Source organism: Streptococcus porcinus, assembly GCF_900475415.1.
GTDB lineage: Bacteria > Bacillota > Bacilli > Lactobacillales > Streptococcaceae > Streptococcus > Streptococcus porcinus.
Window position 1 is genome coordinate 579,690 of sequence record NZ_LS483388.1, and the last position, 12,801, is coordinate 592,490.

Below are 12,801 nucleotides of genomic sequence, written 5' to 3' on the forward strand. Positions count from 1 at the left end.
GGCTTTTCTCCTAGTGGATATAAACCCAATCCCAATTATTATATCACGTGAGGATGTCTACGTCATTATAGAAAGTTTAAAAATAATGAGCTTGACAAAAATTGGTATATACCATATAATAAAACCATAAAAGGTCTATACCAATAAAAGGAGATAAAATGAAAGTAATTCATGTAAAGAATCAAGTTGAAGGTGGGCAAGTTGCTTTCTCACTATTAAAAGAAGCTATGTCTAATGGTGCTAAAACCTTAGGATTAGCAACAGGTAGTACACCACTTACTTTTTACCAAGAAGTTGTAGCAAGTGATCTAGATTTTTCTGAGATGACAAGTATCAATTTAGATGAGTATGTGGGTTTGCCAAAGGAACATTCTCAAAGCTATAACTATTTTATGAAGGAGCAGTTATTCAATGCCAAACCGTTTAAGGAGAGTTTCTTACCAAATGGCTTAGCAACTAATTTAGCAGAAGAAATTAAGGCTTATGATAAGGTTATTGCGGATCATCCTATTGACTTCCAAATATTGGGAATTGGACGCAATGGTCATATCGGCTTTAATGAACCTGGGACTTCTTTTGAGATGACAACACACGTTGTGAACCTAGAAAAGTCAACGATTGAGGCCAATAGTCGCTTTTTTGAGAGTATTGATGATGTACCAAAACAAGCAATATCTATGGGAATCGCCTCTATTATGTTATCCAAAACAATTGTGCTAATGGCTTTTGGTAAAGACAAAGCAGAAGCTATCAAAAAAATGGTTTCTGGCCCAGTTAGCGAAGACTTACCAGCTTCAATTTTGCAAAAGCATAAAAATGTGATTGTAATTGTTGATGAGGAAGCAGCGTCAGAATTAGCTAGACCTTAATCTTTAGATTTCTAACCGAAAGGAGGCTACCTTGTCTTTCTTTCGGTTTTTTTTGTGTTAAACTATAAGTATGCGTTTAGACAAATTGTTAGAAACTTGTCAAATTGGCTCCAGAGGGCAAGTTAAAAAATTAATTAGTGCTAAAAAAATCATTGTTGACGATAGAGTAGCCATTGGAGGTCAACAAAATGTTGATCCAGGACTCCAAACAATTATAGTGGATGGTAAAGTCTTGCGGGCAAAAGGTCATCACTATTTTTTTCTTAATAAACCCAGAGGAGTCGTCTCTGCGTTAAAGGATAGAGAACACCCAACTGTTATTGATTGTTTGACAGAAGCTGATCGATTTCCCAGCCTTTATCCTGTAGGCCGCTTGGACAGAGATACTGAAGGTTTAGTCTTGCTAACGGACAATGGGCCCCTAGGTTTTCGTATGTTACATCCGAAACATCATGTCGACAAAAGTTATTATGTTGTCGTTAATGGTTTTTTAGGTGATGATCTCCTATCATTCTTCAGGTCTGGTGTTGTCTTTCTTGATGGAACGGTCTGTAAGGCAGCTGCTGTCGAGATTTTGTCAGCTCGGGAAAAACAATCGGTGGCCAAGGTAACACTCTCTGAAGGGAAATTTCACCAAATTAAAAAAATGTTTTTAGCATATGGGGTCAAGGTCATCTATCTGAAGCGACTTACTTTTGCTGAATTTTCTGTTGGAAATCTAGCAGCAGGTGAGTATAGAACATTAACGGCTCACGAAAAGACTATTGTGAAGCAGTACTTAGAGTGAGATAAAAAATGTTACATGAAAAAATTCACAATCCTTGAAAAATATTAAAAGTGACTATATACTGAGTAGGTAATATTTTTAAGGAGAATAGTAATGCCAAAAAAATTATCAACTAAATGGGCAATCCTGTCCATTTCCCTTTTTTTGATGTCTCATTTAGCAATAGCACCAGCTATTCCTAAATTATATCAATTATACCATCAGTCAAATCCGCATATTGGGCTAGCTTCAGTGGAAACTTTGGTAACAATTCCTGCGATGATGATCACTATATTTGTTATCCTCAGTAATTTTGTCGTTGCAAAAATTGGCAAAAAGAATACCATTAAGCTAGGTTTAATCCTTATCTTACTTTCAGGCCTTGGTTCTTTTCTAACAAGACAATTTGTTATTGTTTTGATTTGTCGTTTGCTTTTGGGGATTGGGATTGGACTTTATAATTCTCTTTCGATAAGTATTATTAGCGATTTTTATGAGGGCGATGAGCGTGCCAATATGATTGGCTTTAGGACAGCAACTTTGAATATTGGTAAAGCTTTGACTACCTTTATTGTTGGGCTAGCCTTGTTGATTGGTGTAAATTACACTTACCTTATTTACTTGTTAGTTATTCCTGTCTATTTCTTTTTCAATGCAAAGGTTCCTAAGCTTGAAGATGAACTAGTTTCTGTAAGAGCTGCTCGTCTGTTTAATCGCCAAATTGCAGTATTAATGTTAATTACTTTCTTAGTTGGCATTGCCTATATTGGGGCGACAGTTAAAATTCCAACTTTGTTGGTCACTAAGTATCATTATTCCAGCTTTTTTGCTAGTAATATGTTGACTCTGTTAGCATTTTCAGGTATTTTTAGTGGTTTTCTCTTTGGCCAGTTAGCAAAAGTATTGCAAGAAAAAACTCTATTAGTCATGTTGAGCATGATGGCGGTTGGAAATTTAATTTTTACCTTTGGGAATTTGCCAATTCTCTTTTTCCTAGCTGCTTTTCTAATAGGAGCTAGCTTTGTAGGGACTATGTCATCAGTCTTCTATTTTATTGCTAAGCATTTTGGTAAGGAACACAATCATTTTATTACCAGCTTGGCTATTACCGCAGGCAACATTGGTGTGATCTTAACGCCTATCATTTTAACAAAACTACCATCAGCTTTACATTTAGAAGCTTTTGTGACACCTTTTGCTATCAGCGTTGGTTTAATGGTCGTCAGCTTGTTACTTTATCCACTTTTGAAAAAAGACTAGAATTGTTGAGCTACCTTAGGATAGCTCATTTTTTTCGAATAAAAAGGTAAGGAAAAAAGGAGGATTTGATGCTAAAAGCCGTTGATAGTTATGGGAAGACAATCTCCTTATTAGAGAAAGTTCCAGATAAGGGAGATTTTTATTGCCCATTATGCCGAGGAAAGCTTTGCTTAAAAAAGGGAAAAGTGATACGCCCTCATTTTGCTCATCTGAATTTGCGTAATTGTCACTTTTTTCAGGAAAACGAGTCAGTTGAACATCTCACTTTAAAGGCTTTAGTCTATAATAGCTTACGGCCACTGTACAATGTAGAAATTGAAAAATATATTGAGACATGTTGTCAGGTTTCAGATATTATGGTCAATCATAAGTTAGCTCTTGAAATTCAATGTAGTCCCTTGCCAATAGAACGTTTAATGGTAAGGACTAGTTCCTACCAAGAAAAGGGTTTTTCTGTTCGGTGGCTATTAGGACAAAAGCTTTGGCTGAGGAATAAACTAACTGCTTTGCAAAAGCAATTTTTATATTATTCCAAAACTCATGGTTTTCATCTCTGGGAGCTGGATGTCAAAAAGAGAGAGATCCGACTACAATATATGATCCATCTTAATCTGTTTGGAAAAGTGTATTTCCAAACAGAAGCTTATTCTTTAACTGATGATTTACTAGCTGTTCTGAGCTTACCATATAAGGGAATTCCTGCTAATAATATGAAGATTTACATGCAAGATGAGATAAAGTTAAGCATTCAAAAAGCTCTTCGAAAGAAAAATGCTTATTGGATGAAAGAACAAGAAAAAGCTTATTTAAAGGGAGATAATTTATTAGCGCGACAAACAGAAGACTTCTATCCTCAACTATACCCTCCACGGTCAAATGTCGGCTTCTGTCAAACTAAGATGGATTATCTATCAGACTATCGGCGCTTTTGTCGTTATTACAAGAATATTAAAAATAAGAAAGTACAAACGATTCATCCTCCACTCTTTTATGATAAAATAGGGGAAAAGAAAATTTAGGAGGTTATGATGGCAGATAATAGAAGTCATTTAGAAGAAAAGTATACATGGGACTTGACTACTATCTTTGACAGTGATCAAAGATGGGAAACGGAAGTTAATGCCTTAAAAATAGACTTAGAAAAGGCCCAGACTTTAGCTGGACACCTTTTAGACTCAGCAAAAGAATTATTGGAAATAACGGAAATCCAATTGGATTTGTCAAGACGTATTGAAAAGGTCTATGTCTACGCTCACATGAAAAATGACCAAGATACGACAGTTGCAAAATACCAGGAATATCAATCAAAAGCATCAGCTTTATATGCGAAATTTAGTGAAGTTTTTTCGTTTTATGAGCCAGAATTCATGACAATTCTTCCGAACCAATTTGATGAATTTCTTAAGGAAGAACCTAAATTGGAAGACTATCATCACTTCTTTGAAAAGCTTCTTAAAAATAAAGAACATGTCCTTAGTCAAGCTGAGGAAGAACTTCTAGCAGGGGCTCAAGAAATTTTTAACGGTGCTGAGGAGACCTTTGGCCTTTTAGATAATGCTGATATCCAATTTCCAATTATCAAAGATGAAAAAGGACAAGATGTTGAAATTACTCATGGTAATTTTATCCACTTGATGGAATCTAAAGATCGTCAGGTTCGTCAAGCTGCTTATGAAGCCTTATACAGTACCTATGAACAATTTCAACATACTTATGCTAAAACACTCCAAACCAATGTTAAGGTAAATAATTATAAGGCGCGTGTGCATCACTATGCATCCGCTCGTCAAGCTGCTATGACCGCAAACTTTATTCCCGAAACAGTTTATGATACCCTTTTAGAAGTTGTTAACCGTAAGCTCCCGTTACTGCATCGGTATTTAGAATTGAGAAAAAAGATATTAGGTTTAAAGAGTTTAAAAATGTATGATGTCTATACACCGCTATCTCAAACCGACCTATCTGTCAATTATGACCAAGCTTTGGAAAAAGCTGAAAAAGTCTTATCTGTTTTCGGAAAAGAGTATAGTGACTATGTTCACCAAGCCTTTTCGGAAAGATGGATTGATGTCCATGTTAATAAAGGAAAAAGATCCGGTGCCTATTCAGGTGGGTCTTACGACACCAATGCTTTTATGCTGTTAAACTGGCAGGATAATTTAGATAATCTCTATACCTTGGTCCATGAGACAGGCCACAGTTTGCATTCAACTCTAACACGTAAAAACCAGCCTTATGTCTATGGGGATTACAGTATTTTCTTGGCAGAGATTGCTTCAACAACGAATGAAAATATCTTAACAGAGGCTCTATTGAAAGATGTTACAGATGAAAAAGAACGCTTTGCTATTCTAAATAATTACTTGGATGGCTTTAGAGGAACTATTTTCCGCCAAAGTCAATTTGCTGAATTTGAACATGCTATTTATCAAGCTGACCAAAATGGTGATGTCTTAACAAGTGATTATTTAAATCACTTATATGCGCAGTTGAATGAAAAATATTACGGTTTAGCCAAAGAAGATAACTATTATATTCAATATGAGTGGGCTCGTATTCCTCATTTCTATTACAATTATTATGTTTATCAATATGCTACAGGTTTTGCAGCGGCAAGTTATTTAGCAAACAAGATTGTTCATGGTCAACAAAAGGATGTTGATAACTATTTGTCTTATCTAAAAGCTGGTAATTCTGATTATCCCTTGAATGTTATAGCAAAAGCAGGAGTGGACATGACCAGTGAAGCTTATTTAGAAGATGCCTTTGCTATTTTTGAAGAACGTCTTACAGAATTAGAGGATCTGGTCGATAAGGGTGTTCATTTATAAAAACTATTCTGATAATTCGTTCACCTAGGAAATATGTTTATATAGAGGCTATTTTGCTTAAAACAAGGAGCTATAAATGGGGAAATGGGTCATTTTTGATATGGATGGTGTTATCGTAGATTCGGAGTATGTTTTCTTATCAAGTAAAACAGAAATGCTGTTAGATCGAGGAATTGATACAGATGAGACGTATCAATATCAGTTTATGGGGACAACTTTTGATTACATGTGGCGTGTGATGAAAGAAGAGTGCCAGCTTTCTGATTCTGTAGAAAAATTAATTGCAGAAATGAATGATAGACGAGAAGAGATTATAGCTAGAGATGGTGTCAGAGCTATTAAGGGTATCAAAGAGTTACTATCTTACTTAGTGGATTTGGGTTACCAACTAGCAGTAGCATCTTCTTCGCCAAAAGCTGATATTAATCGTAATCTGTCAGAATTAGGTCTCACGCAGTATTTTGCGATCACTGTAAGTGGTGAAGAAGTGGCTCATTCAAAACCAGCACCAGACGTTTTTCTTAGAGCGGCAGAATTACTGGGGGCGATTCCAGAAAAAACTTTTGTCTTTGAAGATACTAAGAATGGTAGTTTAGCAGCTAAAGCGGCAGGGATGATTTGTTTTGGTTTTGTAAATCCAGATTATCCTAAGCAAGATATGACAGCTTGTGATGAAGTTTTCGAAAAATTTGAAGATGCCTATTGTTTCTTTCGCTAAGTGTTTTTTGTTATTTGGCTATTTAGGTAAAAAGTAGATACCAATCCCTCATTAGGATTAGTGGTGGTTGACACTAAAAGTTTTTTTGAGTGGGAATAATGGAAGCTAAGTACTTCACTCTTCTTGACACTGCTTGATAGACTGTGATATGCTAAATTTATGGTTGAATCGTATAGTAAAAATGCAAATCACAATATGCGTCGTCCCGTTGTGAAAGAAGAAATTGTTGATTTTTTAAGAAATAAGCAAGCGCCTAGTACAGGTTTTTTGGCTGATATCGAGGCTTTTGCGCATCGAGAAAATATTCCGATCATTCAGCATGAAGTGGTGGCTTATTTTCGTGTCTTGCTGCAAGCTTTACAACCAAAAGAAATCCTTGAAATTGGGACTGCGATTGGCTTTTCGACCTTGTTGATGGCGGACACGCTTCCTCATGCGAGGATAAAAACAATTGATCGAAATCCAGAGATGATCAGTTTAGCCAAAGATAATTTTTCTAAACATGATTATCGCAAGCAAATTACCCTTCTAGAAGGTGATGCAGCAGATATTATTGGACAGATAGACCAGCAATTTGACTTTGTTTTTATGGATTCTGCAAAATCTAAATACATTGTATTTTTACCAGAAATCTTAAAGCGTTTAAAAAGAGGTGGTATCATTATCTTTGACGATGTTTTCCAGGGTGGAGATATTGCTAAGCCGATTGAAGAGGTTAGACGAGGTCAGAGAACCATTTATCGAGGCCTTCATAGATTGTTTGAGGCTACTTTAAATCATCCTGGTCTAAGTTCAAGCTTGATTCCACTTAGCGATGGTCTTTTGATGGTACGCAAAAATCAGGAATGTGTCGATTTAGTTGATTAAGTAATATTTAAGAAATTATGATATAATGATTTGGTTAAAGATAAAGAAGGAGCACATTAAAAATGAAAAATTCGAATAAGCTAGTTACAGGATTTGTAACTTTGGCTTCTGTAATGACCTTGGCTGCATGTAGTTCAACTAATGATAGCACCAAAGTTGTTACGATGAAAGGTGACACCATCACTGTTACTGACTTTTATAAGGAAGCAAAAACATCAACTGCTGCTCAACAATCAATGTTAAGTTTGATTATGTCTCGTGTTTTTGAACAAGAATACGGAAAGAAAGTTTCTGATAAAAAAGTAGAAGAATCATATAACAAGACAGCTAAGCAATATGGTTCATCATTCTCAGATGCTCTCGGTCAGGCTGGTTTAACAACTGAAACTTATAAAAAACAAATTCGTACAACAATGCTAGTAGAGTACGCTGTTAAGCAAGAAGCTAAAAAAGAATTAACAGATGCTAATTATAAGAAAGCTTTTGAGAATTATAGCCCAGAAATGACAACTCAAGTTATTATTATGGATGATGAAGCTAAAGCTAAAAAAGTGTTAGAAGAAGTTAAAGCTGAAGGTGCTGATTTCTCTAAAATAGCCAAAGAAAATACAGTTGAATCAGCTAAAAAGCTTGATTTCACCTTTGACTCAGCAGGGACTAATTTGCCATCAGACGTTATTTCTGCTGCAGGTAAGTTAAATGAAGGTGCTAAATCCGAATTGATTACTGTTATGGATCCTTCAACTTATCAGAAAAAATACTATATTGTAAATATGGTTAAGAAAGCTGAGAAAAAAGCAGACTGGAAAGAATACAAAAAACGCTTAACAGAAATTATCATGAAATCAAAAGAAAATGATACCGCGTTCCAAAATAAGGTTATCTCTAAAACATTGGACAAAGCCAACGTTAAGATTAAAGACAAAGCCTTTGCTAACATTTTGTCACAATTTGCTTCTAACAAAGGCAAAGGTGGAATTTCTTCAACAGTGGGTAAAAAATAAGGTTTGACCCGACTGAAAAAAGAAGTTATAATAAGACTATTAAGAATTGTTAATAATTAGGATTTTCACCAGAAAAGTGACGGTTGATGCGAGTCATGATTATTCTTATTAGCATGCTACTTAATAAATACAATTGCATATAACAATAAAGATAATGACAAGTTCATTGAATGGAGGTGGTACCGCGGTTTTCGCCCTCTAGACAATGCACTTGTCTTTTATCTTGATTAGGAAAAAAGGAAGGAAAGAAAGTTTTAAGACAAAAAGATGAGTTCAAACTGCATCAAACATATTAAAAATGTGGTGAGAGAATCTTCTTATGACAATTATTCCTTGTTGAGGAACTTTCTAACATGTAACAATGAAAACTTTAACATCTGCAGAAATTCGTCAAATGTGGTTAGATTTTTGGAAATCAAAAGGTCATGCTATTGAACCTTCAGCTAACCTTGTTCCGGTAAATGATCCTACGTTGCTCTGGATTAACTCGGGAGTGGCCACTTTAAAAAAATATTTTGATGGTTCTGTAATTCCTGAGAATCCAAGAATTACAAATGCTCAAAAATCTATACGTACAAATGATATTGAAAATGTAGGCAAAACGGCTCGCCATCATACTATGTTTGAGATGTTGGGCAATTTCTCTATTGGAGATTATTTCCGTGACGAAGCGATTGAGTGGGGATTTGAACTCTTAACGAGTCCAGAATGGTTTGATTTTCCAAAAGATAAACTTTATATGACTTATTATCCAGCAGATACTGATTCTTACAACCGTTGGGTTGCATTGGGTGTAGATCCAAGTCATTTAATTCCTTTAGAGGAAAATTTCTGGGAAATTGGTGCGGGTCCTTCAGGTCCAGATACTGAGATTTTCTTTGATCGTGGCCCTGCTTTTGATCCAGAAAACATCGGGATTCGTCTTTTGGAAGAGGATCTTGAAAATGATCGTTACATCGAAATTTGGAACATTGTTTTGTCTCAATTCAATGCTGATCCTGATGTCCCTCGTTCTGAATATAAAGAACTTCCTAATAAGAACATTGATACTGGTGCAGGTTTAGAACGCCTAGTTGCTGTGATGCAAGGGGCTAAGACAAACTTTGAAACTGACCTCTTCATGCCTATTATTCAAGAAGTTGAGAAACTTTCAGGTAAGGATTATGATCCAGATGGCGATAATATGAGCTTTAAGGTTATTGCCGATCATATTCGTGCTCTTTCATTTGCTATTGGCGATGGGGCCCTACCTGGGAATGAAGGTCGCGGCTATGTACTTCGTCGTTTGCTTCGTCGTGCAGTCATGCATGGTCGTCGATTAGGAATTACCGAGACTTTCCTTTACAAATTGGTTGTGACAGTTGGTCAAATCATGGAATCATATTATCCTGAAATCCTTGAAAAACGTGATTTTATCGAAAAGATTATTAAACGTGAGGAAGAAACTTTTGCCCGTACTATTGATGCCGGATCAGGTCATTTGGATCAATTGCTAGCGCAGTTAAAAGAAGATGGTAAAGACACGCTTGAAGGAAAAGATATCTTTAAATTATACGATACCTATGGTTTCCCACTAGAATTAACTGAGGAAATGGCTGAAGATGCAGGTTATAAGATTGATCAAGAAGGCTTCAAAGCTGCCATGAAAGAACAACAAGATCGTGCGCGTGCAGCTGTTGTAAAAGGTGGCTCAATGGGGATGCAAAATGAAACCTTGGCAGGTATTGTTGAACCGTCAGAATTTTCCTATAAAGAAGAAACCTTAGACGCTAAACTTTCAGTTATTATCGTGGATAATGAACGTAGTGATATGGTTTCTGAAGGTCAAGCTCTACTTGTTTTTGATCGCACACCGTTTTATGCGGAGATGGGTGGACAAGTGGCAGACCACGGTGTTATAAAAAATGCAAGCGGCGATATACTTGCAAAAGTGATTGATGTGCAAAAAGCACCAAATGGGCAGGCACTACATACTGTTGAAGTCTTTGCAAGTCTTTCAATTGCTTCTATCTATACTTTGGAAATCGACCATAAACGCCGCTATGCTGTTGAGAAAAATCATACAGCAACTCATTTGTTGCATGCTGCCTTACATCATGTTATTGGCCAACATGCCACTCAGGCGGGTTCATTGAATGAAGAAAGCTTCCTACGTTTTGATTTTACACATTTTGAAGCGGTCACAGCAGAGGAACTCCGTCGAATTGAAGAAGAAGTTAATCAGCAAATTTGGAATGCTATCACAGTTAAAACGATTGAAACAGACGTTGACACAGCTAAATCAATGGGAGCAATGGCCTTATTTGGTGAAAAATATGGCAAGGTTGTCCGTGTTGTTACAATTGGCGATTATTCAGTTGAACTTTGCGGTGGAACTCATCTTAGCAACACATCAGAAATCGGACTCTTTAAAATTGTCAAAGAAGAGGGGATTGGATCTGGAACACGTCGGATTTTAGCCCTAACAGGTCAACAAGCTTTTGAAGCTTTCCGTCAACGTGAAGATGCCCTTAAAGAAATTGCTACTAACTTAAAAGCCCCACAATTAAAAGAAGTTCCTTCTAAAGTTGCTAGTCTTTCTGAACAAGTTCGTGATTTGCAAAAAGAAAATCATGAGCTCAAAGAAAAAGCCGCAGCGGCACAGGCTGGAGATCTCTTTAAAGATGTTAAGGAAGTAAATGGCCACAGATACATTGCCACAGAGGTTTCTGTAGCAGATGCTGGTGCATTGCGAACTTTTGCTGATAACTGGAAGCAAAAAGACTATTCAGATGTCTTAGTTCTAGTTGCTGCAATTGGTGAAAAAGTAAATGTACTAGTTGCGAGCAGAGATAAGGCTGTTCACGCTGGTAATCTCATTAAGTCTTTGGCGCCGATTGTTTCTGGCCGTGGTGGAGGTAAACCTGATATGGCTATGGCAGGTGGTTCTGATGCAAGCCAAATTGCAGCTTTGCTATCAGCAGTTCCAAACCTTTTGAAATAATAAGTGCTTAGACGCTTGTTTCTTGGATACTGAAAATAAGGTATGATGTGCTATTGACTAGGGCATCATACCTTTTGTCATTTTGGAATTGATTCTAATAGCCTCAGGACATCTTTATTCTGATTTGGAGAGGCCTTGAATAGGTTTTAATGTGTTTAATAGCATAGTAAAATCCCTTCAAAAGTTAGGTTATATCTACCTTTTGAAGGGATTTGATAATATGTTCAGTTGTAGCAGTCAAGTAATCTTAGCCTAGAGTTTTCATATTTAATAAAGAAGAACCTATTTTTTGACAAAATAGTGCTGATAAAATAGCAATGGCTATAGGAAAAGCATTCCAAAGAGGTTGATTAGTAATTTCAAGTAAGAAAAAGACTGCTGCTACTGGTATATTGTTGATGATTGCTAAGAAAATGGCAGCTCCAATGATAATGGCAAATGAAATTGAAATATTTGGTAGGTAGGAATTCCAAGCTTGGGCTGCTAGTAAACCTAGTCCCCCTCCCATCATCATGGAAGGAGCTATTCTACCTCCGAAAGCTCCAGCATAAAAAGTGATAAAAACTGCGACAGCCTTTGCGATTAATAGGCCGCTGACATAAGAAAAATTATAGTTAGCATGGAGAAAATAGAGTAATCCAGCTTTGCCATTCCCTAAAATGTGGGGGAAAAAGATACTAAGAATCGCTACAAATACAAATGAGCCTATGACCAAATAAAGATAAGTAGGACTTGTTAAATTTCTCTTTGGGATAATCTTAAGCAAGTATTTATAGAAAAAAATAATAATGGCAACTAAGAAACCAAAAAGAGGAGCCCATAAGAGTAAGTAGCTATTCCAGTGTAAGGGACTTAGTTTGTATTGAATTATATTTCCTGACAACAGTCTAACAGTCCATACAGCTATAAATGACGTGATAGTGGCTGATAAAAAATGATGTTTTGACCATTTTAAGAGAACATTCTCCATAATGAAAATAGTTGTTGCTAAGGGAGCATTATAGACGGCACCTAAGGCAGCTCCAGATGCGCAGGCTAATAGGAGACTTATCTCTTTCTTTTTAAGTCGAAAAAATTGTAACCAACTTGCAGTGAGAGCAACTGAGACTTCGCGGGAAGCTCCTTCACGTCCTAATGGTGAGCCCATAGAAACAGTCACTAGCTGTAACATTCCATGACAAAAAGATGAGCTTGGGTAGACCTTTTCATTGTCCTGGACAATTGCCTTAATTGTTTTAAAGGGTTTAAAATATTTTGTCAAAGCTTGCCAACCAAAAGCAGCGATAATTCCTGCAAGAATGACACTGATAGCGCGACGAATAGGCGCTACTTTTGCAATCTCTGAACTAAATGTACCTGAGTGATAACCAAAACTAATAGCTTGAATGAGGTGGATAAGAATAGTTAATAGACTAGCTACGACTCCTGCTGTAATACCAGTTAAGAGAAGCAATCCCAACCACCTGAGCTGTTCTTCTATTGATGTCTTCATAGTATCATTAT

10 protein-coding genes are annotated in these 12,801 nt (G+C 36.4%); 9 read left to right on the forward strand and 1 reads right to left on the reverse strand.

The window, feature by feature from the left end:
* The first annotated feature begins 158 nt into the window (after positions 1-158).
* The 9 genes from nagB (at position 159) to alaS (ending at position 11,298) form a co-directional block, all read left to right on the forward strand.
* The gene (nagB, locus tag DQM45_RS02930; protein ID WP_003085267.1) at positions 159-869 is read left to right on the forward strand and encodes a glucosamine-6-phosphate deaminase; all 711 of its coding nucleotides are present in this window, start codon (positions 159-161) and stop codon (positions 867-869) included.
* Positions 870-939: 70 nt separating this feature from the next.
* Positions 940-1,656, forward strand: coding sequence for a pseudouridine synthase (locus DQM45_RS02935; RefSeq protein WP_003083305.1), 717 nt, complete (start codon positions 940-942; stop codon positions 1,654-1,656).
* Positions 1,657-1,749: 93 nt separating this feature from the next.
* Positions 1,750-2,895 (forward strand): MFS transporter, encoded by a 1,146-nt coding sequence (locus DQM45_RS02940; protein WP_003084884.1) that lies wholly within the window; start codon positions 1,750-1,752, stop codon positions 2,893-2,895.
* A 68-nt stretch (positions 2,896-2,963) separates the two neighbouring features.
* Entirely contained in the window at positions 2,964-3,914 is a 951-nt protein-coding gene (locus DQM45_RS02945; RefSeq protein WP_003084896.1) for a competence protein CoiA, read from the forward strand.
* A gap of 9 nt (positions 3,915-3,923) precedes the next feature.
* Positions 3,924-5,726 (forward strand): oligoendopeptidase F, encoded by a 1,803-nt coding sequence (pepF, locus tag DQM45_RS02950; RefSeq protein ID WP_003082959.1) that lies wholly within the window; start codon positions 3,924-3,926, stop codon positions 5,724-5,726.
* Positions 5,727-5,802: 76 nt separating this feature from the next.
* Positions 5,803-6,444 carry an HAD family hydrolase gene (locus DQM45_RS02955; RefSeq protein WP_003084531.1) on the forward strand — a complete coding sequence of 214 codons (642 nt, stop codon included), beginning with the start codon at positions 5,803-5,805 and terminating at the stop codon, positions 6,442-6,444.
* Positions 6,445-6,603: 159 nt separating this feature from the next.
* Complete coding sequence (locus DQM45_RS02960; protein WP_172601666.1) at positions 6,604-7,311, forward strand: O-methyltransferase; 708 nt, start codon at positions 6,604-6,606, stop codon at positions 7,309-7,311.
* Positions 7,312-7,373: 62 nt separating this feature from the next.
* Entirely contained in the window at positions 7,374-8,315 is a 942-nt protein-coding gene (prsA, locus tag DQM45_RS02965; protein ID WP_003084321.1) for a peptidylprolyl isomerase PrsA, read from the forward strand.
* A 361-nt stretch (positions 8,316-8,676) separates the two neighbouring features.
* Positions 8,677-11,298 (forward strand): alanine--tRNA ligase, encoded by a 2,622-nt coding sequence (alaS, locus tag DQM45_RS02970; protein WP_003085703.1) that lies wholly within the window; start codon positions 8,677-8,679, stop codon positions 11,296-11,298.
* A 247-nt stretch (positions 11,299-11,545) separates the two neighbouring features.
* Here the strand turns inward: alaS and DQM45_RS02975 are convergent, their stop codons facing one another.
* Positions 11,546-12,790 (reverse strand): chloride channel protein, encoded by a 1,245-nt coding sequence (locus DQM45_RS02975; RefSeq protein ID WP_039984821.1) that lies wholly within the window; start codon positions 12,788-12,790, stop codon positions 11,546-11,548.
* Between the last annotated feature and the right edge of the window lie 11 nt (positions 12,791-12,801).

Excerpts from the sequence above, each read along its gene's own strand:
- nagB (WP_003085267.1), top strand. The coding sequence starts at position 159 with ATGAAAGTAATTCATGTAAAGAATCAAGTTGAAGGTGGGCAAGTTGCT.
- DQM45_RS02935 (WP_003083305.1), top strand. The coding sequence starts at position 940 with ATGCGTTTAGACAAATTGTTAGAAACTTGTCAAATTGGCTCCAGAGGG.
- DQM45_RS02940 (WP_003084884.1), top strand. The coding sequence starts at position 1,750 with ATGCCAAAAAAATTATCAACTAAATGGGCAATCCTGTCCATTTCCCTT.
- DQM45_RS02945 (WP_003084896.1), top strand. The coding sequence starts at position 2,964 with ATGCTAAAAGCCGTTGATAGTTATGGGAAGACAATCTCCTTATTAGAG.
- pepF (WP_003082959.1), top strand. The coding sequence starts at position 3,924 with ATGGCAGATAATAGAAGTCATTTAGAAGAAAAGTATACATGGGACTTG.
- DQM45_RS02955 (WP_003084531.1), top strand. The coding sequence starts at position 5,803 with ATGGGGAAATGGGTCATTTTTGATATGGATGGTGTTATCGTAGATTCG.
- DQM45_RS02960 (WP_172601666.1), top strand. The coding sequence starts at position 6,604 with ATGGTTGAATCGTATAGTAAAAATGCAAATCACAATATGCGTCGTCCC.
- prsA (WP_003084321.1), top strand. The coding sequence starts at position 7,374 with ATGAAAAATTCGAATAAGCTAGTTACAGGATTTGTAACTTTGGCTTCT.
- alaS (WP_003085703.1), top strand. The coding sequence starts at position 8,677 with ATGAAAACTTTAACATCTGCAGAAATTCGTCAAATGTGGTTAGATTTT.
- DQM45_RS02975 (WP_039984821.1), bottom strand. The coding sequence starts at position 12,790 with ATGAAGACATCAATAGAAGAACAGCTCAGGTGGTTGGGATTGCTTCTC.